The organism is Methylosinus sp. R-45379, from assembly GCF_001644125.1.
Taxonomy (GTDB): domain Bacteria; phylum Pseudomonadota; class Alphaproteobacteria; order Rhizobiales; family Beijerinckiaceae; genus Methylosinus.
The window spans coordinates 67,497-90,577 of sequence record NZ_LUUM01000090.1; the positions used below are offsets into that span (position 1 = coordinate 67,497).

Annotated in this window: 23 protein-coding genes and 1 tRNA gene; 11 read left to right on the forward strand and 13 right to left on the reverse strand. The window is 65.1% G+C overall.

Annotated elements, in window-relative coordinates; all coding sequences use genetic code 11:
- Positions 1–68 precede the first annotated feature (68 nt).
- From A1351_RS04565 to A1351_RS04600, 8 genes are all read left to right on the forward strand, one after another.
- Positions 69–1,193, forward strand: a complete 1,125-nt coding sequence (locus A1351_RS04565) for a 4Fe-4S dicluster domain-containing protein (RefSeq protein WP_064032371.1) — start codon at positions 69–71, stop codon at positions 1,191–1,193.
- Positions 1,190–1,654, forward strand: a complete 465-nt coding sequence (locus A1351_RS04570; protein WP_198162220.1) for a cyclic nucleotide-binding domain-containing protein — start codon at positions 1,190–1,192, stop codon at positions 1,652–1,654. The genes A1351_RS04565 and A1351_RS04570 overlap by 4 nt, the downstream gene beginning before the upstream one ends.
- Positions 1,638–2,489, forward strand: a complete 852-nt coding sequence (locus A1351_RS04575) for an FAD/NAD(P)-binding protein (protein WP_064032343.1) — start codon at positions 1,638–1,640, stop codon at positions 2,487–2,489. The genes A1351_RS04570 and A1351_RS04575 overlap by 17 nt, the downstream gene beginning before the upstream one ends.
- Positions 2,490–2,491: 2 nt before the next feature.
- Positions 2,492–3,286 carry an oxidoreductase gene (locus A1351_RS04580; protein ID WP_064032344.1) on the forward strand — a complete coding sequence of 265 codons (795 nt, stop codon included), beginning with the start codon at positions 2,492–2,494 and terminating at the stop codon, positions 3,284–3,286.
- On the forward strand, positions 3,276–4,568 hold the full coding sequence (locus A1351_RS04585) for a Ni/Fe hydrogenase subunit alpha (protein WP_064032345.1): 1,293 nt from the start codon (positions 3,276–3,278) through the stop codon (positions 4,566–4,568). Before A1351_RS04580 ends, A1351_RS04585 begins: the two co-directional genes overlap by 11 nt.
- 2 nt (positions 4,569–4,570) lie before the next feature.
- Positions 4,571–5,059, forward strand: a complete 489-nt coding sequence (locus A1351_RS04590; RefSeq protein ID WP_064032346.1) for a hydrogenase maturation protease — start codon at positions 4,571–4,573, stop codon at positions 5,057–5,059.
- Positions 5,060–5,121: 62 nt separating this feature from the next.
- Positions 5,122–5,196: transfer RNA gene (locus tag A1351_RS04595), tRNA-Gly, on the forward strand.
- A gap of 109 nt (positions 5,197–5,305) precedes the next feature.
- Positions 5,306–6,433, forward strand: a complete 1,128-nt coding sequence (locus tag A1351_RS04600; protein WP_064032347.1) for a diguanylate cyclase — start codon at positions 5,306–5,308, stop codon at positions 6,431–6,433.
- Between the two features lie 12 nt (positions 6,434–6,445).
- Here the strand turns inward: A1351_RS04600 and ureG are convergent, their stop codons facing one another.
- The 13 genes from ureG to A1351_RS04665 form a co-directional block, all read right to left on the reverse strand.
- Entirely contained in the window at positions 6,446–7,084 is a 639-nt protein-coding gene (ureG, locus tag A1351_RS04605) for an urease accessory protein UreG (protein ID WP_064032348.1), read from the reverse strand.
- Positions 7,081–7,824, reverse strand: coding sequence for an urease accessory protein UreF (locus tag A1351_RS04610; protein ID WP_371441449.1), 744 nt, complete (start codon positions 7,822–7,824; stop codon positions 7,081–7,083). Before A1351_RS04610 ends, ureG begins: the two co-directional genes overlap by 4 nt.
- Positions 7,754–8,242 (reverse strand): urease accessory protein UreE, encoded by a 489-nt coding sequence (locus A1351_RS04615; protein WP_064032349.1) that lies wholly within the window; start codon positions 8,240–8,242, stop codon positions 7,754–7,756. Before A1351_RS04615 ends, A1351_RS04610 begins: the two co-directional genes overlap by 71 nt.
- 10 nt (positions 8,243–8,252) lie before the next feature.
- The gene (gene ureC, locus A1351_RS04620; RefSeq protein ID WP_064032350.1) at positions 8,253–9,965 is read right to left on the reverse strand and encodes an urease subunit alpha; all 1,713 of its coding nucleotides are present in this window, start codon (positions 9,963–9,965) and stop codon (positions 8,253–8,255) included.
- A complete protein-coding gene (locus tag A1351_RS04625; protein WP_064032351.1) occupies positions 9,955–10,278 on the reverse strand; it encodes an urease subunit beta in 324 nt (107 codons plus the stop codon). The genes ureC and A1351_RS04625 overlap by 11 nt, the downstream gene beginning before the upstream one ends.
- Positions 10,275–10,577, reverse strand: coding sequence for an urease subunit gamma (locus tag A1351_RS04630; protein WP_018265822.1), 303 nt, complete (start codon positions 10,575–10,577; stop codon positions 10,275–10,277). The genes A1351_RS04625 and A1351_RS04630 overlap by 4 nt, the downstream gene beginning before the upstream one ends.
- Before the next feature lie 107 nt (positions 10,578–10,684).
- Positions 10,685–11,428, reverse strand: coding sequence for an urease accessory protein UreD (locus tag A1351_RS04635; protein ID WP_083967125.1), 744 nt, complete (start codon positions 11,426–11,428; stop codon positions 10,685–10,687).
- A 65-nt stretch (positions 11,429–11,493) separates the two neighbouring features.
- On the reverse strand, positions 11,494–12,192 hold the full coding sequence (gene urtE / locus A1351_RS04640; protein WP_064032352.1) for an urea ABC transporter ATP-binding subunit UrtE: 699 nt from the start codon (positions 12,190–12,192) through the stop codon (positions 11,494–11,496).
- 4 nt (positions 12,193–12,196) lie between these two features.
- Positions 12,197–12,958, reverse strand: a complete 762-nt coding sequence (urtD, locus tag A1351_RS04645; protein ID WP_064032353.1) for an urea ABC transporter ATP-binding protein UrtD — start codon at positions 12,956–12,958, stop codon at positions 12,197–12,199.
- Positions 12,955–14,076: an urea ABC transporter permease subunit UrtC gene (gene urtC, locus A1351_RS04650; protein WP_064032354.1), complete on the reverse strand. Its 1,122-nt coding sequence runs from the start codon at positions 14,074–14,076 to the stop codon at positions 12,955–12,957. Before urtC ends, urtD begins: the two co-directional genes overlap by 4 nt.
- 9 nt (positions 14,077–14,085) lie before the next feature.
- Positions 14,086–15,657, reverse strand: coding sequence for an urea ABC transporter permease subunit UrtB (gene urtB / locus A1351_RS04655; protein WP_024879714.1), 1,572 nt, complete (start codon positions 15,655–15,657; stop codon positions 14,086–14,088).
- Positions 15,658–15,727: 70 nt separating this feature from the next.
- Positions 15,728–17,002, reverse strand: coding sequence for an urea ABC transporter substrate-binding protein (urtA, locus tag A1351_RS04660; protein WP_024879715.1), 1,275 nt, complete (start codon positions 17,000–17,002; stop codon positions 15,728–15,730).
- 36 nt (positions 17,003–17,038) lie between these two features.
- The gene (locus A1351_RS04665) at positions 17,039–18,232 is read right to left on the reverse strand and encodes a hypothetical protein (protein ID WP_024879716.1); all 1,194 of its coding nucleotides are present in this window, start codon (positions 18,230–18,232) and stop codon (positions 17,039–17,041) included.
- Positions 18,233–18,408: 176 nt separating this feature from the next.
- Here A1351_RS04665 and A1351_RS04670 point away from each other — a divergent pair, with 176 nt between their 5' ends.
- The 3 genes from A1351_RS04670 to A1351_RS04680 are packed head-to-tail and all read left to right on the forward strand — an operon-like array spanning position 18,409 to position 23,058.
- Positions 18,409–18,750 (forward strand): hypothetical protein, encoded by a 342-nt coding sequence (locus tag A1351_RS04670; protein ID WP_024879717.1) that lies wholly within the window; start codon positions 18,409–18,411, stop codon positions 18,748–18,750.
- Positions 18,751–18,779: 29 nt separating this feature from the next.
- Positions 18,780–22,151: an ATP-binding protein gene (locus A1351_RS04675; protein WP_024879718.1), complete on the forward strand. Its 3,372-nt coding sequence runs from the start codon at positions 18,780–18,782 to the stop codon at positions 22,149–22,151.
- A complete protein-coding gene (locus tag A1351_RS04680) occupies positions 22,141–23,058 on the forward strand; it encodes a DNA-binding response regulator (RefSeq protein WP_024879719.1) in 918 nt (305 codons plus the stop codon). The genes A1351_RS04675 and A1351_RS04680 overlap by 11 nt, the downstream gene beginning before the upstream one ends.
- Positions 23,059–23,081 lie beyond the last annotated feature (23 nt).

Sequence of the window (23,081 nt, forward strand, 5' to 3'; positions counted from 1 at the left end):
CGCACGCCGCTCGTCACGCTGCCGCCGCACGCATTTCGAACGCTAGATTCGAGACAATGGACAAAGGCATGGCCGAGGCCCGTTCCATCGTCGACGCCGCCGGCCTCGAGGCTCTGCTCGAGGCTCTGCGCGGGCAGGGCTATGCGCTCATTGGCCCGACCGTGCGCGACGAGGCGATCGTCTATGACGAGATCGCCACGCTGGACGATCTGCCGCGCGGCGCCGGCGATGAGCAGGACGGCGGCCATTATCGGCTGACGCGCCGCAATGACGAAGCCTTGTTCGGCTATGTCGTCGGCCCGCAATCCTGGAAAAAGCTGCTGCACCCGCCCGTGCTGCGCCTGTGGCGCGCGCGGCGCGAGGGCGACGCGTTGCGCGTCGAGGCCGAGCCGACTCGCGCCGAGAAATTCGCCTTCATCGGCGCGCGCTCCTGCGAGCTGCACGCCATCGCCATTCAAGACCGCGTGTTCCTCGGCGGCGCTTACGCCGATCCGCATTATCGTGCGCGCCGCGAGGACGTCTTCATCGTCGCGGTGAATTGCGGCGTCGCCGGCGGCGCCTGCTTCTGCGTCTCGATGGATACGGGGCCGAAGGCGACCATGGGCTTCGACATTGCGCTCACCGAAATCGTCGCTGGAAGCTCCTTTCTCGTCGAGATCGGCACGGATGCGGGCCGGGCGCTCCTCGATTCTCTGCCGCATCGCGCGGCGAGCGCGAGCGAGACAGAGGAGGCGGAGGCTATTCTCGCGCATACGGCCGACAATATGGGCCGCAGTCTCGAGGCCGGCGATGTGCGGGACTTGCTCGCGCGCAATCTCGAGCATCCGCGCTGGGATGATGTCGCCGCGCGCTGCCTCGCCTGCACCAATTGCACAATGGTCTGCCCCACCTGCTTTTGCACCAGCGTCGAGGATGCGAGCGATCTCACAGGCCTAGAGAGCGAGCGCTCGCGCCGCTGGGATTCCTGCTTCACGCTGGATTTTTCCTATATTCACGGCGGCAGCGTCCGGCAGAGCGTCAAATCGCGCTATCGCCAATGGATGACGCATAAGCTCTCCACTTGGCATGATCAGTTTGGAACATCGGGCTGCGTCGGCTGTGGACGCTGCATCGTCTGGTGTCCCGTCGGCATAGATTTGACCGAGGAAGCGCGCGCCATTCGCGAGAGCGACGCGCAGAAAGGCGCGACATGATCGAGAGCATCGAGCATATCGTCAAAGAACATCGCTTTTTCGCCGGCATGGATGCGGGATTCGTCGCGCTCGTCTCCGGCTGCGCGAAGAATGCGCGCTTCGATCCGGGCCAATATCTCTTTCATGAAGGCGACAGCGCCGATTGGTTCTTTCTGCTGCGCAATGGAAGCGTCGCCATAGAGCTGCGCGATCCGGCGCGCGGCGCCGTCACCGTGCAGACGCTGCATGAGGGCGATCTCTGCGGCCTTTCCTGGCTCGTTCCGCCCTATCGCTGGACCTATGATGCGCGCGCGATCGCTCTCGTCCGCGCCATCGCCGTCGACGCCGCCTGCCTGCGCCGCAAGAGCGAGGCCGATCCACGGCTCGGCTATGACATGATGAAGCGTTTCATGCCGCCGCTGGTCGAGCGATTGCAGGCCGCGCGAATGCAGATGATCGACATTTATGGCGCCCATGACTGATGCATTTTCCGCGGCGAGCGTCGCCGATCCCATGATTCCGCGTGTCGCGCGCGTCGTGAGGCGAAAGCGCGAAATCGCGGATGTCGTGACTCTCGAGATAGATGGCGGCGCTTTCGATTTCGCGCCGGGGCAATTCAACATGCTCACCGCTTTCGGCGTCGGCGAGGCGGCGATCAGCGTCAGCGGCGATCCGGACAATAGCGCGCGGCTCGTTCATACGATCCGCGCCGTCGGCGCCGTCTCGCGCGCGCTCACAGAGCTGCATGTGGGCGAGCCGATCGGCCTGCGCGGCCCCTTCGGACGCGGCTGGCCGATGGTGGAGGCGGAGGGTCGCGATGTGATCGTCGTCGCCGGCGGGCTCGGTCTCGCGCCGCTGCGGCCGGCGCTCTATCGGCTCTTCGCCGAGCGCGAGAAATACGGCCGTATTCTTCTTTTGTTCGGCGCGCGCAGCCCGGCGGATATCCTCTTTCGCGACGAGCTGGAAGCCTGGCGCGGGCGGCTCGACATAGAGGTGGAGGCGACGGTCGATCATGCGCGCGGCGATTGGCGCGGCAATGTCGGCGTGGTGACGACGCTGCTGTCGCGCGCGCAATTCGACGCCGCCAGTGCGCTCGCCATGCTCTGCGGACCGGAGATCATGATGCGCTTCGTCGCCAATGCGCTGCTCGAGCGAGGCGTCGCACAAGAGCGCGTTTATCTCTCAATGGAACGCAATATGAAATGCGCGATCGGCTGGTGCGGCCATTGCCAATTCGGGCCGGTCTTCATCTGCCGCGACGGGCCGGTGTTTCCCTATTCGCAATTGCGCGGCCTCATCGCGAAGAAGGAAATCTGAGCATGAGCGCGACGCATCATCGGACGTCATCCGCGCCGCGGCTCGCCGTATGGAAATTCGCTTCCTGCGATGGCTGTCAGCTCAGCCTGCTCGATTGCGAGGACGAGCTGCTCGCCGTCGCCCAGGCGCTCGATATCGCCTATTTTCCAGAGGCGACGCGCGCGCCGATCCGCGGCACTTACGATCTCTCGCTCGTCGAGGGCTCGATCACCACGCCGCATGACGCCGAGCGTATACAGGATGTGCGGCGCCGCTCGCGCGCGCTGATCACCATCGGCGCTTGCGCGACGTCCGGCGGCATACAGGCGCTGCGCAATTTCGCCGATGTGCGTGAATATGCGTCGATCGTCTATGCGCGGCCGGATTATATCCATGCGCTCGCGACATCGACGCCGATCAGCGATCATGTGAAGGTCGATTTCGAGCTGCGCGGCTGTCCGATCGACAAGGGCCAGCTGATCGAGGTGATCTCGAGCTTTCTCGCCGGCCGCAAGCCGGCGACGCCGTCGCATAGCGTCTGTCTGCAATGCAAGCTGAAGGGAAATGTCTGCGTGATGGTGGCGCGGGGGACGCCTTGTCTCGGCCCCGTCACTCATGCCGGCTGCGGCGCGCTGTGTCCTTCTTATGATCGCGGCTGCTATGGCTGCTTCGGCCCCGCCGAGACGCCCAATGCGCCATCGCTGAGCGCGCGTCTCTCGTCGCTCGGCATGGATGAGTACGCGTTGCAGCGCGTCTATCGCACATTCAACGCGCAGGCGGAGGCCTTCCGCGAGGAGAGCGAGCGCCATGACGAGTAGAACCATCTCGGTCGGCGCGCTGGCGCGTGTGGAAGGCGAGGGCGGGCTCGAGATCGTGCTGCGCGACGGCGAGGTGAAGAGCGCGGCGCTGAATATTTTCGAGCCGCCGCGCTTTTTCGAAGCGCTGATGCGCGGGCGCGCCTTCACCGAGGCGCCGGACATTGCCGCGCGCATTTGCGGCATTTGTCCCGTCGCCTATCAGATGAGCGCCGTGCATGCGATGGAGGATGCGCTCGGCGTCGCCGTCACGGGTCCGCTGCGCGATCTGCGGCGCTTGCTCTACTGCGGCGAATGGATCGAGAGCCACATGCTGCATGTGCATATGTTGCATATGCCGGATTTTCTGGGTTACGCCGGCGGCGTCGATATGGCGCGCGACCATGGCGATATCGTGCGGCGTGGGCTCGCGATCAAAAAGGTCGGCAATGAGATCATGACGCTCATCGGCGGGCGCGAGATTCATCCGATCAATGTGCGCGTCGGCGGCTTTTATCGCGCGCCGCGCAAGCGCGAGCTGCGCACATTGGCGGAGCGGTTGGAGCGCGCGCTGGAACAGGCGCTTCAGGTCGCACGCTTCGTCGCCGGATTCGACTTTCCCGATTGCGCGCGCGATTACGTCTTCGTGTCGCTGCGGCATCCGGATGAATATCCCTTCAACGAAGGCCGCATCGTGTCGAGCCGCGGGCTCGACATCGCCGCGCGCGATTTCGAGACGCATTTCGAGGAGTTTCACGTCCAGCGCTCGACCGCGCTGCATGCGCGCATGCGCCTTTGCGACGAGCCCTATCTCGTCGGCCCGCTCGCCCGCTATGCGCTCAACGCGGATGCGCTGTCGCCGCTGGCGAAGGAGGCGGCGCGCGAGGCGGGCCTCGAGGCCGTCTGCGTCAATCCATATCGCAGCATCATCGTGCGCGCGGTCGAGACGATCTATGCGCTGGACGAGGCGCTGCGCATCATCGCGCGCTATGAGGAGCCGGACGCCTCCTGCGTCGCGATCGAGCCGCGCGCCGGCGTCGGCCATGCCACGACCGAGGCGCCGCGCGGCATGCTCTATCATCGCTATCGGCTCGAGGCGGACGGAACGATCGCCGAGGCGATCATCACCCCTCCGACCTCGCAGAATCAAGCGATGATCGAGGAGGATCTGAAGCGCCTCACCGGCGCCTTCCTGCATCTGCCGGAGGACGAGCTTCGCCATCGCTGCGAGCAGACGGTTCGCAATCACGATCCTTGCATCTCCTGCTCGACGCATTTTTTGCGGCTCGAAATCGATCGGGGCTGAAGATGCGGCGTCGCATCCTTCTGTGCGTCGGCAATCCGGATCGCGGCGACGACGGCGCCGGCCCACGCGTCGGCGCGCTGCTACGCGAGGCGGCTGCGCTCGATATCGTCGAATGCCGCGGCGACGCGAGCGCCATTCTCGCGGCGCTGGAAGAGGCCGCCGAGGCGGTTATCGTCGATGCAGCCATTTCCGGCGCGCCGGCCGGGACGGTGCGGCGCTTCGACCTCGGCGACGAGGGGGAGCTGTTACCGATCGATTCTGGCTGGTCCAGCCACGGCTTCGGCCTCGCCGAGGCGATCGGCCTCGCGCGCGCCCTCGGCGCGTTTCCGCCTGTTTGCGTTCTGTTCACGATCGAGGGCGAGGGCTTCGCTCCGGGCGCGCCCCTATCGGCGGCGGCGCAGGCCGGCGCCTCAGCGGCGGCGGCGCGGATTCTCGCCGAGTTCGCGGCGAAAGAGCGCTCGGACGGCGCTTCTTTTTTCACCGCGGGATAAATTGTCCGACCTTGCCCACAGAGCAGAAAAACCCTATAGGAATAACTGTCTTCAGGCGGTACGCGGGCGTAGTTCAGTGGTAGAACGACAGCTTCCCAAGCTGTATGTCGTGGGTTCGATTCCCATCGCCCGCTCCATTTTGCGCAGTCTGTTTCAACAGCGCTCGCTTTTCGGCCGCCTCGCTCATATGCGTTTTCCATTCGCATGGCGGAGCCGGTCGGAAAGTCTCATCCGGATCGTGTGACTATGGCGGATTGTCTCCCGACCTTGCTGCTGATGAATTCTGCCGTATTCGCGGTTCTCGGCGCCTTTCTCTATCTCGTCTGGCGCGAGGATCCCGAGGCGGTGGAATATCGCTGGTGGTGCGCGGCGCAGCTCACGATCAGCCTGGGCGTCGCTCTGCTGTCCCTGCGTGAATCCTATCCGCTGCTCGCGATCGGCCTCGGCAATGCGCTCACTCTGTGGGGCGTCGGCCTCGTCTGGGGCGGGTCGCGGGTTTTCATCGGCCGTCCCGTGGACATGCGTCTGGCGCTCGCCGGCGGCGCGATCTGGCTGCTCTTCTTCTCCCTGAGCGTCGATTCGGTCCGTATCGTCGACCGCTGCGCTATATCGGCGGTCTATGCTTTTCTGCTCGCCGACGAATTCTCCTCGGTGCGTCGGCACAGGACGCGCACGCAGCAGGCGACGATCGCGCTCGCCGCCGCGCATGCCTGCTTCGGGGCGGTGGTCGCGGTCATCGTCGTCATGCTGATGGCGCGCGGCGCTCCTTTCGATCCGAAGCCCTTCGTCGTCTCCGTCGCGCTGGAATCCGTGAGCTATGGTCTGCTGATGGGCTTTGCTCTGCTGGCCGTGACCAAGGAGCGGGCCGTCGCGCGGCAAAAATTCATGGCGGCGACCGATCCGCTGACCGGCCTCTCCAATCGGCGCAGCTTCGATCATAATGCCGATGCGGTGATCCGCAGCTCGCGCGGCCAGGGCGATTCGGCGCTGCTCATCTTCGATCTCGATCGGCTGAAGGCGATCAATGACAGCTTCGGCCATTCGATGGGCGACCGCGCGCTGACCACTTTCGGCGAAGTGGCGGCCAAGAGCATTCGCAACGAGGATTTTCTGGCGCGCATCGGCGGCGATGAATTCGCGCTGCTGCTGACGCGGGTCGATAGCGCGCGGGCGGTCGCCGTGGCCGAACGCATTCGTTCGGCCTATGTTTCCGCGGCGGCGGCGCTCGGCGACGGATTGTCATCCGTCAGCGTCGGCATCGCGCTTTCCGACCAGGAGACGAGCGATCTCTCCGCGCTGAAGGAGGCCGCCGACAAGGCGCTCTACGCCGCGAAATCCGGCGGCCGCAATCAGGTCTTCGTGGCGCAGGCGTGAGATCGAGCGGCCTCAGCGCGCCTCGGCGCGGGTAAGTCCGCCCATGCGCTCGATAAAGCCGGCGATTGTATCGAGCCCGATATTCTCCTTCAGATTGGCGAAAACGAAGGGCCGGCCGCCGCGCATTCGGCGGGCGTCGCGATCCATCACCTCGAGCGAGGCGCCGACCAGAGGCGCGAGGTCGATCTTGTTGATGACGAGAAGGTCCGAGCGCGTGATGCCGGGGCCGCCTTTGCGCGGAATCTTGTCGCCGGCCGAGACGTCGATGACATAGATGGTGATATCGGCGAGCTCGGGGCTGAAAGTGGCGGCGAGATTGTCGCCGCCGCTCTCGATGAGGATGAGATCGAGATCGGGGAATTTGCGGTTCATCTCGGCGACGGCGGCCAAATTGGCGGAAGCGTCCTCGCGGATCGCCGTATGCGGGCAGCCGCCCGTCTCGACGCCGATGATGCGCTCGGGCGCGAGCGCGCCGGAGCGGGTAAGAAATTCCGCGTCCTCTTTCGTGTAAATGTCATTGGTGATGGCGGCGAGGCGATAATGGTCGCGTAGCCGCTTGCACAGCCGGTCCATCAGCGCGGTCTTGCCGGAGCCGACCGGGCCGCCGACGCCGACGCGCAGCGGACCGTGAGGAGAATGGGGCGCGGTCATGAGCGGAACAGCCTCGTATATTGCGTTTCATGGCGCATGGACGCGATGTCTATGCGCAGGGCGGAGGTAGTGAGCGTGTCGAGCGGCGTCGTCTCGGCGGCGCGCGCGGCGCGCATGATGATGGGCGTGAGCGCGGCGAGCGCCAGCAGCCCATCGGTCTGGCCGAGCGGAATGAGCCGCACGCCGGCCGAGACGAGATTGGCGGCGAAGGCGTGAGCAAAGGCGCGCAGAGCAGCGTCCAGCGGCGCGTCCACGACCGCCGCGCCGACCGCGACGGGAAAGGCGATCTCGCCATCGCGCCGCGCGGCGAGCGCATCGAGCGGCGAACTAGGAAAAGCGGCGCATGTAGCGCGTGCGAAGGCCGCGCCCTGATGGCGCGACTCCAGCGCAGTCTCCGCGCTCGAGCGCCAGGCGGCGGCAAGATCGGCTGTCACGTCTAGCCCATCCACGTCATTGGCGCGGGCGGCGCGCCAAGCGGCGGCGAGAAAGACGAGATCACACCAGCCGCCGCCCTTTTCCAGCGCTGCGCCGGTATAGGCTTCGAGGCCGCCGCGGTCGCTGACGTCGCCCGTTTCCACGGCCCACTCCAATCCGTGGCTGAAGGCGAAGCCGCCGACAGGATAGGCCGGCGACAGGAATGTCAGCAGCGACAGCAGCCAGTCGCGCGGCTCAGCCGTGTCCATGATCGTGATGACCGTGCGCGTGATGATGATCGTGGCCATGCGAGGAATGGCCGCCATAGGCGCCATTCTCCGGATCGAAGGGCAGATCGCGCCGTGTGACGTTCCCGCCCAATCCTTCGACCATGTCGGCGATGACGGAATCGTCTCGAATGACGAGCCGATCGGGAAAAATCTGAATGGCGAGATGGCGATTGCCGAGATGATAGGCGAGGCGTGGCAGGCCCGCGGTTCCCGCTTCTATCACCAGAACCGGCTCCGGTTTTGCGACGACGCGGATCACCGAGCCGTCCTCGAGCGCGAGCCCGTCGCCTTCGCCGAGCCGCGCGGCTTCGGCGAGATCGAGCAGGAAAGCCTCGCCCTGATCGCTGGTCAGGCTGCGGCGCCGACGATGGCGCTCGTCCCAATCCAGCGTCGCCGTCCCGCGCTCTCGCCCTTTGTCCCAGCTTCCCGCGGGAAGCCTATGCGCCGCACGCATCTTCGCCTCCTCAAAACAGGAAATAGCGCTGCGCCATTGGCAGCACGGTGGCCGGCTCGCAGGTCAGCAGCTCGCCATCGGCGCGCACTTCGTAAGTTTGCGCATCGACCTCTATCTTCGGCGTCGCGTCATTGAGGATCATGCTGCGCTTGGAAATCCCGCCGCGCGTGTTGGTCACGACATGCAGTGGCCGCTCGAGCCCGTATTTCTGCGCGACAGACGCCTCCCGCGCGGCGCGGCTGACGAAGGTGACGCAGCTCTGCGTGAGGCTGCGGCCGAAGCCGGCGAACATCGGCCGATAATGCACCGGCTGGGGCGTCGGAATGGAGGCGTTGGGATCGCCCATCGCCGCCATCGCAATGCTGCCGCCCTTCAATATGAGATCCGGCTTAACGCCGAAGAAAGCCGGCGACCACAGCACGAGATCGGCGAGCTTGCCCGGCTCGATCGAGCCGACGAGATCGGCGATTCCATGCGCTATGGCGGGGTTGATCGTATATTTCGCCACATAGCGGCGGGCGCGGAAATTATCGTTGCCGGCGCCGTCGCCTGCGAGCTTGCCGCGCTGTCGGCGCATCTTATCCGCCGTCTGCCAGCAGCGAATGATCACCTCGCCGACGCGGCCCATCGCCTGGCTGTCGGAGGAATACATCGACAGCGCGCCGAGGTCGTGGAGGATATCCTCCGCCGCGATCGTCTCCTTGCGAATGCGGCTCTCGGCGAAGGCGATGTCCTCGGGAATCTTCGGATCGAGATGATGGCAGACGAGCAGCATGTCGAGATGCTCGTCGAGCGTGTTGATCGTGTACGGGCGCGTCGGATTGGTGGAGGAGGGGAGCACATTGGGCTCGCCCGCCACTTTGATGATATCCGGCGCATGGCCGCCGCCGGCGCCCTCCGTATGAAAGGCGTGAATGGTGCGGCCCTTGAAGGCGGCGATCGTCGCCTCGACGAAGCCGCTCTCATTCAGCGTGTCGCTGTGCAGCGTGACCTGCACGTCATATTCGTCGGCGGCGGTCAGCGCGCAATCGATCGTCGCCGGGCTCGAGCCCCAATCCTCATGCAGCTTGAGGCCGATCGCGCCGGCCTCGATCATCTCGACGAGCGCTCGCGGCTGGCTGGCGTTGCCCTTGCCGAAAAAGCCGAGATTGACCGGCAGCCCCTCGGCAGCCTGCAGCATGCGCCTCAAATGCCAGGGGCCGGGCGTGCATGTCGTCGCCTTTGTCCCTTCGGCGGGGCCAGTGCCGCCGCCGAGCATCGTCGTGACGCCGCTCGCCAGCGCTTCCTCGCACTGCTGCGGGCAGATGAAATGAATATGCGTGTCTATGCCGCCCGCGGTGACGATGCGGCCTTCGCCGGCGATGATCTCCGTGCCCGGTCCGATGATGATATCGACGCCGGGCTGAACATCGGGATTGCCGGCCTTGCCGATGCGCGCGATGCGCCCGTTGACGATGCCGATATCGGCTTTGACGATGCCCCAATGATCGAGGATCACGGCGTTGGTGATGACGGTGTCGACCGCGCCTTCCGCATTGGAGCGTTGGCTCTGGCCCATGCCGTCGCGGATGACCTTGCCGCCGCCGAATTTCACCTCTTCGCCATAAATCGTGTGATCGCGCTCGATCTCGATCAGCAGCTCCGTATCGGCGAGGCGAATGCGGTCGCCGACCGTCGGTCCGAACATTCCGGCATAGGCGCGCCGGGAAATCTTATTCGCCATCGCGCGCCTCCAGAGGTCCCATCACCGCGGCATTGAATCCATAGACCGCGCGTTCTCCCGCATAAGGAACGAGCGTGACGATGCGCGTCTGTCCCGGCTCGAAGCGCACGGCCGAGCCGGCGGGAATGTCGAGCCGCATGCCGCGCGCCTTGGCGCGGTCGAATTGCAGCGCGCTATTGGTCTCGCCGAAATGATAATGCGAGCCGACTTGGATCGGCCGATCGCCTGTGTTGGCGACTGCGAGCGAGATGGTGGCGCGGCATTCATTGAGGGTGATCTCGCCCTCGGCGGGAATGATCTCGCCCGGTATCATCGGATCGGCTCGTGAACGGTGACGAGCTTGACGCCATCCGGGAAGGTTGCCTCGACCTGCACCGCCTCGATCATCTCGGCCACTCCCTCCATTACCTGCTCGCGCGTCAGCACGCTCGCGCCCTGCGTGCGCAGCTCCGCCACCGAACGTCCGTCGCGCGCGCCTTCGACGACGAAATCGGTGATGAGCGCGACCGCCTCCGGATAGTTGAGCTTGGCGCCGCGCTCGAGGCGCCGGCGCGCCACCATCGCCGCCACGGCGACGAGCAGCTTGTCTTTTTCGCGCGGCGTCAGATGCATTCCGCGTCCTCCCACTTGCTTATCTAAAGAGCGAGTCTGAAGGCTCGCGGTCCAAGGACCCGCGCCCGGACCGCGAGCCTTCAGGCTCGCACCCCCGGCGCAGCTATTCAATTCATCCACAGACGCGGCGCGCCGCCTCGCCCGCCCGTCGCGAGCGGCCGTAGAGCCGCCAGCGCCTCGACGAGCATGAGGCGCAGCCGCGACGCATCATCCTCGAGGAAGCGCAGCAGCAGGACTCCATTGACGAGGCTCGCGGCGCCGGCCGCGCAATCGCGCGCCAGCGGCAACAAATCTGCGACCATCGGCGCGGCGACGACGATCGTCGCATAGCCCGCGGCGTCTCCAATTCCGAAAGGCGCGTCACGATGCGCGGCGATATCACCCGCGAGGCCGATGGCGTCGGCCCAGACCAGCTTGCCGTCGATGCGCAGCATCCAGGCGTCGCGCAAGGCGCCATGGCTCAGCCATTCGCCGCTCGCGCGGCGGCCGAAGAGAATGGTCTCGACGCCGAGAAAGCGCGCGCTCGGCGCGAGCTCTATGTCGATGCGTCGGCGCAGCCGCGCGCCGTCGAAGAGGATCGTCTCCTGCGGCAGCCATTCGAGCCGCGCATCCGCGCCGCAACGAAGATGCGTGACGATCTCGGCGTCCTCGCCGGCGGAGCGATAGATTTTCTCGGCCGCTGGCGTGGTGATCGTCAGCGCGGCGCCGGCCTCGACTTCTATGTTCAGCGCATAGCGATCGCCGCCGACGACGCCGCCGCCGGTGTTGACGATCGCCGCCTCGGGCGCCTCATTAGGCTCGACTGCGGGAAACAGCGCCCTCAGCGGCGCCTCCTGCGCCAGATGTCGCAACCGGCTCGCTCCCTGAACTTGCGCATAGCGCAATTCTATTCGGCCCCTCGCGCGTTGAGGGCCGTTCACAACGCCACGAAATCCCTGATATTGTCCTTGTCCATATCTGCTCCGAGACCTTGCTTGACGATCTGCCCGCGCGACATGACCATGTAATGATCCGCCAGCTCGCGGCCGAAGTCATAATATTGCTCGACGAGCAGAATGGCGAGATCGCCGCGCCTGCTCAAGCTCTTTGTCACCTCGCCGATGAGCTTGATGATGGAGGGCTGGATGCCTTCCGTCGGCTCGTCGAGAATGATGAGCTTGGGATCGGAAACCAGCGCGCGGGCGATAGCGAGCTGCTGCTGCTGGCCGCCGGAGAGATCGCCGCCGCGGCGGCGTAGCATCTCCTTCAGCACCGGGAACATCTCATAGATTTCGCTCGGCACGGTGGAGGCCTTGCGCGCGGGCTTCACCGCCATGCCCATCAGCAGATTTTCCTCCACGGTGAGACGGGAGAAAATCTCGCGGCCCTGCGGCACATAGGCGACGCCGCGCGCGGCGCGCTGATTGGGCGAGAGCTTGGAGATGTCCTCGCCATTGAAGCTTATGGCGCCGCCGCGGATCGGCGTGACGCCCATTATGCTGCGCAGCAACGTCGTCTTGCCGACGCCATTGCGCCCGAGCAGCACGGTGCAGGCGCCTTTGGGCGCGGTGAAGGAGACGTCGCGCAGAATATGGCTGCTGCCGTAATATTGATGCAGGCCGCTGACTTCGAGCATGGTCCTAGCGCCCCAGATAGACTTCGATAACGCGCTCGTCGCTCTGCACCTCGCTGAGCGGGCCTTCGGCGAGCACGGCGCCTTCATGCAGCACCGTCACCTTGCGCGCTATGGCGCCGACGAACTCCATATCGTGCTCCACCACCATGATCGAATGCTTTCCCGCGAGCGACAGCAGCAGTTCGGCCGTGCGCTTCGTCTCGTGATCGGTCATGCCGGCGACCGGCTCGTCGAGCAGCAGCAGCAGCGGGCGCTGCGCGAGCAGCATGCCGATTTCCAGCCATTGCTTCTGCCCATGCGAGAGCAGGCCGGCGCGCTCCTTGGCCTTGTCCGCGAGCTCGACCGTCTCCAGCAATTCACTGACGCGGTCGATCTGCTCGCCGGTGAGGCGACGAAACAGCGAGGCGCGCACGCTCTTGTCGGCCTTTATCGCGAGCTCGAGATTCTCGAACACGGTCAAATGCTCGAACACGGTCGGCTTCTGGAACTTGCGGCCGATGCCGGCGGCGGCGATCTGCGGCTCGTTCATTTTGGTGAGATCGAGCGTGCGGCCGAAATAGACGGTTCCGACATCCGGCCGCGTCTTGCCGGTGATGACATCCATCATCGTCGTCTTGCCGGCGCCATTGGGGCCGATGATGCAGCGCAGCTCGCCCGTGTCGATAGACAGAGAGAGGCCACGCAGCGCGCGATAGCCGTCGAACGTGACCTGCACATCGTCGAGATAGAGCGCGACGCCGCTGGAGATATCCGGCTCGCCGATCATCGCGCGCGCTCCTTGCGGAAGGAGGCCAGCGTGTCGAGGAGGCCGATGACGCCCTTGGGCAGCAGCAGAGTGACGAGCACGAAGAGGAGCCCCAGGAAGAACAGCCAATATTCGGGAATGGCGGCGGTGAAGAAGCTCTTCGCGCCATTGACGAGAAAGGCGCCGATGAGCGGGCCGATCAGCGTGCCGCGGCCGCCGACCGCCGCCCATATGGCGATCTCGATCGAGGCGGCCGGCGACATTTCGCTGGGATTGATGATGCCGACCTGCGGCACATAGAGCGCGCCGGCGAGTCCGCAGATCGCGGCCGAGAAGGTCCAGATCGCGAGCTTGTAGGAGAGCGTGTCATAGCCGCAGAACATCACGCGGCTCTCGGCCTCGCGTATCGCCGTGAGCACACGGCCGAATTTGCTGGAGACGAGAAAGCGCGAGACGAGAATGAGCGCGAGAAGGCAGGCGCCGGTCAGCGTGAAGAGGATCATGCGCGTTTCCGGCGTCGCCAGCGGATAATCCAATATGCGCTTGAAATCGGTGAAGCCGTTATTGCCGCCGAAGCCGGTCTCGTTGCGGAAGAACAGCAGCATCATCGCATAGGTGAGCGCCTGGGTGATGATGGAGAAATAGACGCCTTTGATGCGCGAGCGAAAGGCGAAATAGCCGAAGACGAAGGCGAGCGTCGCCGGCGCGAGAATGGCGAGCGCGGCGGAATAGGCGAAATGATCGGTGAAGCTCCAGAACCAGGGATGGGCTTTCCAATCGAGGAAGACCATGAAGTCCGGCAGATCGGAATGATAGCTGCCGTCTCGGCCGATCTGGCGCATCAGATACATGCCGAAGGCGTAGCCGCCCAGCGCGAAGAATATGCCATGGCCGAGGCTGAGAATTCCGGCATAGCCCCAGACGAGATCCATGGCGAGCGCCAGCATGGCGTAGCAGAAGAGCTTGCCGATGAGCGCGACCGAGGCGTCGGAGAGGTGGAGGAAGGAGCCCTCCGGCGCGACGAGATTGGCGAGCGGCGCGGCGATGAATATCGTCAGCGCCGCGGCAAGGAAGGCGAGCCAGCCGCGCAAGCCGAACAGCCGCGTGGCGAGTGATGGGGCAGGGGGGATGTAGAGCATGTTGCTAACTCAATCGGCCTGCCGGCCGCCGAGCGCGAACAGGCCCTGCGGACGCTTTTGTATGAAGACGACGATGAAGATCAGCAGTGCGATCTCCGCGAGCACGGCGCCCGCCATATTCTCGAGGATCTTGCCGGCGACGCCCAATCCGAGCGCGGCATAGACGGCGCCCGCGAGCTGGCCGACGCCGCCGAGCACCACCACCATGAAGCTGTCGACGATATAGTGTTGGCCGAGATCCGGCCCCACATTGCCGACTTGCGATAGCGCGACGCCCGCGAGGCCGGCGAGCCCGGAGCCGAGCGCGAATGCCATTGTGTCGATGCGCGAGGAATCGACGCCGACGCAGCGCGCCATGCCGCGGTTCTGCGTGACGGCGCGCACGAAGAGGCCGAGGCGCGTTCGCGCCAGCAGGAAGGAGACGAGCAGCAGCACGCCGACCGAGAAGATCAGTATGACGATGCGATTATAGGGAAGCTCGAGATTGTCGGTGACGAAGACACGGCCGGACATCCAGGCGGGGTTCTCCACCTGCACATTCTGCGCGCCGAACAGGCTGCGCACCGCCTGCATCAATATGAGGCTGACGCCCCAGGTGGCGAGCAGCGTCTCCAGCGCGCGGCCATAGAGAAAGCGGATCACCGTGCGCTCTATGGCGACGCCGACGAGAGCGGCGACGAGGAAGGCGACCGGCGCGGCGGCGGCGAGATACCATTGGAAATGATCGGGCAGATGCGCGCGGAAGAGATTTTGAACGATATAGGTCGCATAGGCGCCGATCATCATCATCTCGCCATGCGCCATGTTGATGACGCCCATCAGCCCGTAAGTGATGGCGAGGCCGAGCGCGGCGAGCAGCAATATGCTGCCGAGGCTCAGCCCCGAGAAGACGACGCCGAGATTCTCGCCGATGGCGAGGCTCGATTCGACATTGCGCAGCGAGCGCGTCAGCGCGACGCGCACTTCGCCGTCGTCCTCGGTGGCGAGGCGCGTCTTCAACGCCTCGCGGACGCGGCCGGATATGGTGGTGCGCAGCGCCTGCGCGGCGGAGAGGCGCTGCACGCGATCGGCGCTCTGCAGCTCGCCGAGCGCGCGCATCTGGCGCAGCACGTCGCGGACGCTGGCGTCGCGCTCCTTCTGCTCGGCTTTCGCCAGCAAGGCGACGCGGCTCTCGTCGAGCTCGGCGCTCTGCAGCCGCTTCACCGCTTCGAGCCGGGCGGCGCGATCGGGCGAAGCAAGCTCGATCAGCGCGATCGTCTCCTCGATCGCGAGACGCAGGCTATTGCTGGTCGAGGCGTCCTCGGCGTCGGCGGGAAGCTCGGCAGGCGTGCGTTCCAGCGCGTCCACGACCTTGTCGCCATCGACGATGAACGCCTTGTCGCCGGCGAGCTTAACGCGGTCGGCGAGGAGATCGCGTAGAAAAGGGATGGCGGAGAGATCGCCGCGCGCGGCGGCGGCGCCCAGCGCTCTATGCTGCTCGTCGGGATCGCCGCCGGTCAGCTGGGCGATCGTCTCGCGGTCGAGCGCCATGGCCGGCGCGACGGACATAGCCAGCAGCAGGCCGACGATCAGTCTGAGCATACGCAAGTTTCAACGCTCCATTTCAAAGCCGCATCGGGCGGCCCGATCGCCGGGCCGCCCGCCAGTCTCGTCAATGCGTGTCCGGCTCGTCCTTTTTCTTGTCATTGCCGGGAATGAAGGGGCTCCAGGGCTGCGCGCGCACGGGGCCGGGCGTCTTCCACACGACATTGAACTGGCCGTCCGCCTTCACTTCGCCGATGAACACCGGCTTGTGGAGATGGTGGTTCTTCGCATCCATCTCGGCGGTGAAGCCCGACGGCGCCTCGAGCTTCTGACCGCCGACGGCGGCGATCACCTTGTCGACATCGGTGGTCTTGGCCTTCTCGACCGCCTGCTTCCAGAGATTGACGCCGATGTAAGTTGCCTCCATCGGATCATTGGTCAGCGGCTTGTCGGCGTTGGCGACGCCATGCGCCTTGGCGTAGGCGGCCCATTTCTTCTTGAACTCCGTATTGGCGGGGTTCTTCAGCGACATGAAGTAATTCCACGCCGCCAGATGGCCGACGAGCGGCTTGGCGTCGACGCCGCGCAGCTCCTCCTCGCCGACCGAGAAGGCGACGACCGGAACTTCCGTCGCCTTGAGCCCGGCATTGCCCAGCTCCTTGTAGAAGGGCACGTTGGAGTCGCCATTGATCGTCGAGACGACCGCCGTCTTGCCGCCGGAGGCGAATTTCTTGATGTTGGCGACGATGGTCTGATAATCGCTATGACCGAAGGGCGTGTATTCCTCCATTATGTCGGCGTCGGCGACGCCCTTGGAATGGAGGAAGGCGCGCAGGATCTTATTGGTCGTGCGCGGATAGACGTAATCGGTGCCGAGCAGCACGAAGCGCTTGGCGCCGCCGCCGGCCTTGCTCATCAGATATTCGACGGCGGGAATGGCCTGCTGGTTCGGCGCCGCGCCCGTGTAGAAGACGTTCTTCTCAAGCTCCTCGCCCTCATATTGCACCGGATAGAACAAGAGGCCGTTCAGCTCCTTGAACACCGGCAGCACGGATTTGCGCGACACCGAGGTCCAGCAGCCGAAGACGACGGCGACCTTGTCGGTGGCGAGCAGCTGGCGCGCTTTTTCGGCGAAGAGCGGCCAGTTGGAGGCGGGATCGATGACGACGGGCTCGAGCTTGCGCCCGAGCACGCCGCCCTTGGCGTTGATCTCCTCGATCGCCATCAGCGCCGTGTCCTTCAGCACGGTCTCGCTGATGGCCATGGTGCCGGAGAGAGAATGCAGAATGCCGACCTTGATCGGCCCCTTTTCCTCCGCGTGCGCCGGAACGAGCGCGGTCGACGCGAGCAACGCGCCTGCGGCGAGCATGCCGAGACTCTTCACCATAACTCTACGTTTCATTCGTCTCTCTCCCAGGTCGGATAGGTCGCGCCGCGCTCAGAATTGGATCTGAACGCCGAGGATGAACTTGTCGATGTCCTTGCGCGCGGTGAATTGGTTGATCGCGTAATTGGCCGTGATGCGCAGATTGTGTCCGTCGATCACATAGGAGACGCCCATGTCGTATTGGCGCTCCCATGTCGCGGCGAGCGTGTCGCGGAAGGATTGATAGCGGAAGTAAGGCTGGAAACGGCCCCATCCGATCACGTAAGGAATGAGATAGCCGGCGCCGACCATATAGGCTTCGCCGGGCCGTATGCCGCCGACGAGATCGGTCGAGCGGGCGTTGTTGAAATTGGTGGCGACGTCGTTCACGCCATGGGTGTAATAGCGGTAATAGGCGCCCTCGAAGGTCGCGGCGCCGAATTCGCCGAGCTTCTTCTCGAAGAGAACGTCGACGTTCCAGGCGGTGAAGTCGGCGCGCTGCAGCTGATTGCCGACGCCGTCCTGCTGATATTGCGCCGCGACGCCGATCGCCAGCACATCTGCGCCGCCGAAATAGGTGCTGCTGGTGTAATAGGCGGGATCGGGATCGGGATCGAGCAGATTGAGATTGAGGCGGCCGGCGAACAGCGGATTGCCGGATTGGTTCGACGCGCCGATGATTTGATTGTGGCCGTCATAGACGCCGAATGAATAGGTGAGGCGCTTTTCGAACAGCTTGCCCCAGACCGTGCCGCCGTCCATGCGGCCGGAGACCTTGCCGGGATAGCGCGAGACGACGCCGGGATAAGACCAGCCGAGCAGATAATAGGGACCGTCGAGATTGGCGCGGTCGCTCGGCGGCAGCATGCGGCCGCCCCAGACGTTGATCTCGTCCAGCGGCTCGAACTGGCCATAGCCGTCGAGCACCTGAATCGTATTGTTGCTGGAGACTTCCGTGTTGAAGGTCGCCTTCAGATATTGATTGAAGGACGCCGAGGAGAAGATGCGGAAGCTCTCGAGGTCGACGCGATCGGGATTGGTCCCGGGCGTGTGATTGCGCGTGACGTCGCTGAAGAAGGGACGCAGGCCGAATCCGACGCTGACCCATTGATCGTCGCCGAACGGAACCACCACACGGGCCTGCGCCGCCTGATCCCCAATCAGGCAGCAGACCGCCAAGGCGAGCGCCGGCGCGGCCTTGGCCGCGAGCTTGGACCGACGGCGCGTTGTTTCTTGCGCCGCAAGTGCTTCGTGGGATTGGTTCATCTGTCCCCCTCGTGTCGTCCCCCCGGCGATTCGCGCCGGTTTCGTCACGTCAAGGACTAGTCGTGCGAGCCCCTAGGTAGGAATACGCTGAAATGCGTATTGCTCCGTTCGCGCCTTTTCGTCGAATAGGGCATGAGAGCCGACGCAGATTCGTCGGCGCTGGGGGAGAGACGCGCATGCGCAGATCGACGGCACTGGATATTTTCGGATTGACTGCGGGAACGCTCGCGCTCGTCTTTGCGGTGGGGCAGGCGAACGCATCGTCGAAGAGCCATAAGGGGACGAAGCCGGCCGCTTCGGTCGCCGCGCCACGCTACGCCGTGGACATGTGGTGGAACATCGGCGGCGATATGGGCGGCCTGAAGAAAGCCACAGACGCCTGCGTCAAGAAGCTCGGCGAGGCCGAGCGGCCGACGCTGGTGTCGCCGCCGCCTTCGACGACGATCCTGACCAAGCCCATGCTAGACTGTCTCGAGGCGCAGGGCTGGCGACCGGCGGGCGAGCCTCGGCCGGTCTGACGCGGGCGACGCCCCAACGTAAAGAGAGCATGCGCGAGCAGCAGCGAATTTTCCCGGTCCGTCGGACCTATAACAAGTTCGTCGCGGACCAGACGCTCGAGGATTATTCGCTGCGCTACACGGCGGAAGCGGCGCGCCGCTTCACGCCTTGGCGCGTCGCCAACACAGCGCTCGGGGCGATTTCCTTTCTCGCCTGCGAGGCGCTGGGCGGCGGCGTGACGCTGATGTTCGGCTTCACCAACGCCATGGCGGCGATCCTCGCCGTCGGCGCGCTGATCTTTCTCGCCAGCCTGCCGATCGGCCATTACGCGGCCAAATATGGCGTCGACATGGATCTGCTGACGCGCGGCGCCGGCTTCGGCTACATCGGCTCCACCGTCACCTCGCTGATCTACGCCTGCTTCACCTTCATCCTCTTCGCCATAGAGGCGACGATCATGGCCGATGCGCTGCAAATGTGCCTCGGCGTGCCGCTCGGCCTCGCTTACGCTATTTCTTCGCTCGCGATATTGCCCATTGCAGCGCTGGGCATTCGCTTCATCAGCCGCTATCAGCTATGGACGCAGCCGATCTGGCTCGTGCTGCAGACCGCGCCGCTCGTCTATCTCATCGCCGTCGGTGGGCCGGCCGTCTCCGGCTGGATGTCGTTCGCCGGCGCTTCGGGCGCGCTGAACGGCTCTTTCGATCTGAAGCTCTTCGGGCTTTCCGCCTCGATCCTGCTGTCGCTGCTGCCGCAAATCGGCGAGCAGGTCGATTATCTGCGCTTTCTGCCGACGACGGCGCGCATCGGCGCGCGCAGCTGGCGTTTCGCGCTCTTCGCGGCCGGGCCGGGCTGGATATTGATCGGCGTCGCCAAGCTCGCCGCCGGCTCCTTTCTCGCCTATCAGGCATTGTCGCTCGGCGTTCCGGCCGAGCGGGCGGCGCAGCCGAGCGAGATTTATTATCTCGCCTTCTCGAGCCTCGTTCATTCGCCCGGCCTCGCGCTGGCGCTCACCGGTCTCTTCGTCGTCGTCTGTCAGACGAAGATCAATGTCACCAACGCCTATGCCGGCTCCATCGCCTGGTCCAACTTCTTCTCGCGCATCACGCACAACCATCCCGGCCGCGTCGTCTGGCTGGTGTTCAATGTCACTCTGGCGCTATTGCTGATGGAATTCGGCGTCAGCCATGTCATAGACAGCATTCTGACCTTCTACTCGAATTTCGCCGTCGCCTGGATCGGCGCGCTGACCGCAGATCTCGTCGTCGACAAGCCGCTCGGATTGAGCCCGCCACAGATCGAGTTTCGCCGCGCCTATCTCTATGACGTCAATCCGGTCGGCTGTGGGGCGATGCTCGGCTCGCTCATCGTCTCGACGGCGGCGCTCTATGGCCTGCTCGGCGACACGCTGCAGCCGCTTTCGGCGATCGTCGGCTTTATTGTCGCCTTCTCGCTCGCGCCGCTCATCGCCTACGCCACCGGCGGGCGCTATTATATCGCGCGCCCGCAGGCTGTCTTCCGCGAGCCCATGCGCTGCATGATCTGCGAGAACGAGTTCGAGCCCAGCGATATGGCGTCCTGCCCGGCCTATGGCGCGGCGATCTGCTCGCTCTGCTGCTCGCTGGATATGCGCTGCAAGGACGCCTGCAAGCCGGAGGCGCGGCTCGCCTCGCAGGCGCGCGCGCTCTTCTCCGCTCTTCTGCCGAGATTCTCGCTGCCCTTCTTCTCGACGCGCGCTGGCCGATTTCTCGTTGTGCTCGGTCTGCTCGCGGTGACGAGCGCGGCGATCCTCGGCGCGATCTATTTCCAATATGCCGCCGTCGTCGGCCCGGTGCAGAGGCCGATCATTCGCACGACGCTGGAGATCGTTTTCGTCGGCCTGCTGCTCGTCATGGGCGTCGCCGCCTGGACATTGGTGCTCGCGCAGGAGAGCCGCCGCGTCGCGGAGGAGGAGACCCGCCGGCAGACCGAGATTCTGCACGAGGAGATCGCGGCTCACGAGCGCACCGACGCCGAGCTGCAACGCGCCAAGGAGGCGGCGGAGGCGGCCAATATCGCTAAGACGCGCTTCATAGCGGGGCTCAATCACGAGATTCGCACGCCGCTCAACGCCATCAACGGCTATGCGCAATTGCTGGAGCGCGACGCCACCGATCGTCCGCAGGACGCGGTGCGCGTCATCCGCCGCAGCACGGAGCACATCACCAATCTCATCGACGGATTGCTGGACGTCGCCAAGATTGAGACCGGCTCGCTCGATGTCGCGCGCGATATTTTCCGCATCGACGAGACGCTGGACCAGCTCGTCGATATGTTCCGCCTGCAGGCGGCGGCCAAGGGCGTCGCCTTTCGCTATGAGCGCAGCCCCGATCTGCCGCGCTATGTGCGCACCGACAGGAAGCGCCTGCGGCAAATCCTCATCAATCTCGTCTCCAACGCCGTGAAATTCACCGAGCGCGGCCATGCGGGGCTGAAGGTCTCCTATCGCAACGACATTGCGGAGTTCATCGTCGAGGACACGGGGATCGGCATCATGCCGGAGGATATGCAGCGCATTTTCGCGCCCTTCGAGCGCGGCCGCATGGCGGCTGTCTCCGCCATTCCCGGCACCGGCCTCGGCCTCACCATCACCAAGCTGCTGACGCAGATCATCGGCGGCGAGATGCGCGTCGAGAGCGAGGTCGGTCGCGGTAGCCGCTTTGTCGTGCGCCTCTATCTCACCGCCGCGACCTCGCCGGAGGAGGGGCAGAAGCCGCCACAGATTCGCGGCTATGCCGGGGCGCGCAAGACCATTCTCGTCACCGACGACACGGCGACGCACATCGATGTGATGCGCCAATCGCTGGGCGGGCTCGGCTTCGACGTGCTGACGGCTTCCAATGGCTCCGATTGCGTCGCGCTCGCCATCGAGCGCAATCCCGATCTCGTCATGCTCGATATCGCAATGCCCGGCATGGACGGCTGGGAAGCGGCGCGGCGATTGCGCGACGCGCTCGGGCCGGAGACGCCGATCATGATGGTCTCGGCCAACGCCCATGAGCTGATGGAGCGTCGCGGCCCCGATTCGCCGCATGATGATTTTCTGGTGAAGCCGATCGAATTTTCCGAAATGCTGGACCGCATCGGCAATCTTCTCGGGCTCGACTGGTTCTATGTGACGGCGCGCTCGATCGCCCGCGAGGAGCCTTTCGCGCCCGCCGCGCTCGCTTTGCCGCGCGAGAGCGTCGAGAAGCTGCTGCGGCTCTGCCGCGTCGGCCATAGCCGCGGCATCGAGACGGCGCTGCGCGAGATCGAGGCCGCTGCGCCGGAGCGTTCCGCGGCGATCGCGCAATTGCGCGCCATGGCGCAGAATTTCGAATTCGAGGAGCTGGCGCAGACGCTCGAGGCCGCATTGACGCAGGAGGCCGAGCATGTCGGCTGATCTGCGCCAACGCGACACGGCGCTCGTCGTCGATGACAATCGCGACGAGCTGAGCCTGCTCGTCGAGGCGCTGGAGCGCGCCGATTTCACCGCGCTCGCCGCCACCAATGGCGAGGCGGCGCTGGCTCTGCTCGAGCGCGTGACGCCGAATGTCGTCGTGCTCGACGCGGTGATGTCCGGCCTCGACGGTTTTGCGACCTGCCGGCGCATAAAGCAGAATCCGCGCTTCGCACATCTGCCGGTGATCTTCCTCACGGGGCTCAAGGACACGAGCCATGTGCTCATGGGCCTCGAGGCCGGCGGCGTCGATTATGTGGTGAAGCCAGTCATCATAGAGGAGCTCGTCGCCCGCATCCGCATTCACGTCTCCAACGCCAAGGCCGCCTTTGGCGCACGCGTCGCGCTGGACGCCACGGGCCGCCATCTCCTGGCCACCGATCGCGACGGACGCCTGCTCTGGTGCACGCCGCAGGCGGCCGATCTTCTCGCGGCGCGACTCGGCCCCTTCGAGATCTTGCGCTCGCAGCCGCCGGAGGCTTTTGCGGCGTTGCTGCGCGAAGCGGCCGAGCGCCGCGACCATGATGCCTCCGCGGCGGCGGGGCCGGTCGCCATCTCCTTTCTCTGCGAGATCGGCGGCGACGAGCTGCTGTTTCGCCTGACCGAGCCGCAGAGCGTCAGCGACGAGGCGTTTCTGGCCCAGAAATTCGCGCTGACGCTGCGCGAGGCGGAGGTGCTGAGCTGGCTCGCGCGCGGCAAGTCGAATCACGACATCGCCGAGATTCTCTGCATCTCACCGCGCACGGTGCATAAGCATTTGGAGCGCATTTTCGTGAAGCTCGGCGTCGACAGCCGCTCCTCCGCGACCTCCGTGGCGCTGCAGACGCTGAAGGCGTTGGCGGCGGATTGACGGGGCGACACACGCTCCGGCCG

Coding starts and splice junctions, on each gene's coding strand:
- A1351_RS04565 (WP_064032371.1), top strand. CDS start 69: ATGGCCGAGGCCCGTTCCATCGTCGACGCCGCCGGCCTCGAGGCTCTG.
- A1351_RS04570 (WP_198162220.1), top strand. CDS start 1,190: ATGATCGAGAGCATCGAGCATATCGTCAAAGAACATCGCTTTTTCGCC.
- A1351_RS04575 (WP_064032343.1), top strand. CDS start 1,638: ATGGCGCCCATGACTGATGCATTTTCCGCGGCGAGCGTCGCCGATCCC.
- A1351_RS04580 (WP_064032344.1), top strand. CDS start 2,492: ATGAGCGCGACGCATCATCGGACGTCATCCGCGCCGCGGCTCGCCGTA.
- A1351_RS04585 (WP_064032345.1), top strand. CDS start 3,276: ATGACGAGTAGAACCATCTCGGTCGGCGCGCTGGCGCGTGTGGAAGGC.
- A1351_RS04590 (WP_064032346.1), top strand. CDS start 4,571: ATGCGGCGTCGCATCCTTCTGTGCGTCGGCAATCCGGATCGCGGCGAC.
- A1351_RS04600 (WP_064032347.1), top strand. CDS start 5,306: ATGGCGGATTGTCTCCCGACCTTGCTGCTGATGAATTCTGCCGTATTC.
- ureG (WP_064032348.1), bottom strand. CDS start 7,084: ATGACCGCGCCCCATTCTCCTCACGGTCCGCTGCGCGTCGGCGTCGGC.
- A1351_RS04610 (WP_371441449.1), bottom strand. CDS start 7,824: ATGGCGGCCATTCCTCGCATGGCCACGATCATCATCACGCGCACGGTC.
- A1351_RS04615 (WP_064032349.1), bottom strand. CDS start 8,242: ATGCGTGCGGCGCATAGGCTTCCCGCGGGAAGCTGGGACAAAGGGCGA.
- ureC (WP_064032350.1), bottom strand. CDS start 9,965: ATGGCGAATAAGATTTCCCGGCGCGCCTATGCCGGAATGTTCGGACCG.
- A1351_RS04625 (WP_064032351.1), bottom strand. CDS start 10,278: ATGATACCGGGCGAGATCATTCCCGCCGAGGGCGAGATCACCCTCAAT.
- A1351_RS04630 (WP_018265822.1), bottom strand. CDS start 10,577: ATGCATCTGACGCCGCGCGAAAAAGACAAGCTGCTCGTCGCCGTGGCG.
- urtE (WP_064032352.1), bottom strand. CDS start 12,192: ATGCTCGAAGTCAGCGGCCTGCATCAATATTACGGCAGCAGCCATATT.
- urtD (WP_064032353.1), bottom strand. CDS start 12,958: ATGATCGGCGAGCCGGATATCTCCAGCGGCGTCGCGCTCTATCTCGAC.
- urtC (WP_064032354.1), bottom strand. CDS start 14,076: ATGCTCTACATCCCCCCTGCCCCATCACTCGCCACGCGGCTGTTCGGC.
- urtB (WP_024879714.1), bottom strand. CDS start 15,657: ATGCTCAGACTGATCGTCGGCCTGCTGCTGGCTATGTCCGTCGCGCCG.
- urtA (WP_024879715.1), bottom strand. CDS start 17,002: ATGAAACGTAGAGTTATGGTGAAGAGTCTCGGCATGCTCGCCGCAGGC.
- A1351_RS04665 (WP_024879716.1), bottom strand. CDS start 18,232: ATGAACCAATCCCACGAAGCACTTGCGGCGCAAGAAACAACGCGCCGT.
- A1351_RS04670 (WP_024879717.1), top strand. CDS start 18,409: ATGCGCAGATCGACGGCACTGGATATTTTCGGATTGACTGCGGGAACG.
- A1351_RS04675 (WP_024879718.1), top strand. CDS start 18,780: ATGCGCGAGCAGCAGCGAATTTTCCCGGTCCGTCGGACCTATAACAAG.
- A1351_RS04680 (WP_024879719.1), top strand. CDS start 22,141: ATGTCGGCTGATCTGCGCCAACGCGACACGGCGCTCGTCGTCGATGAC.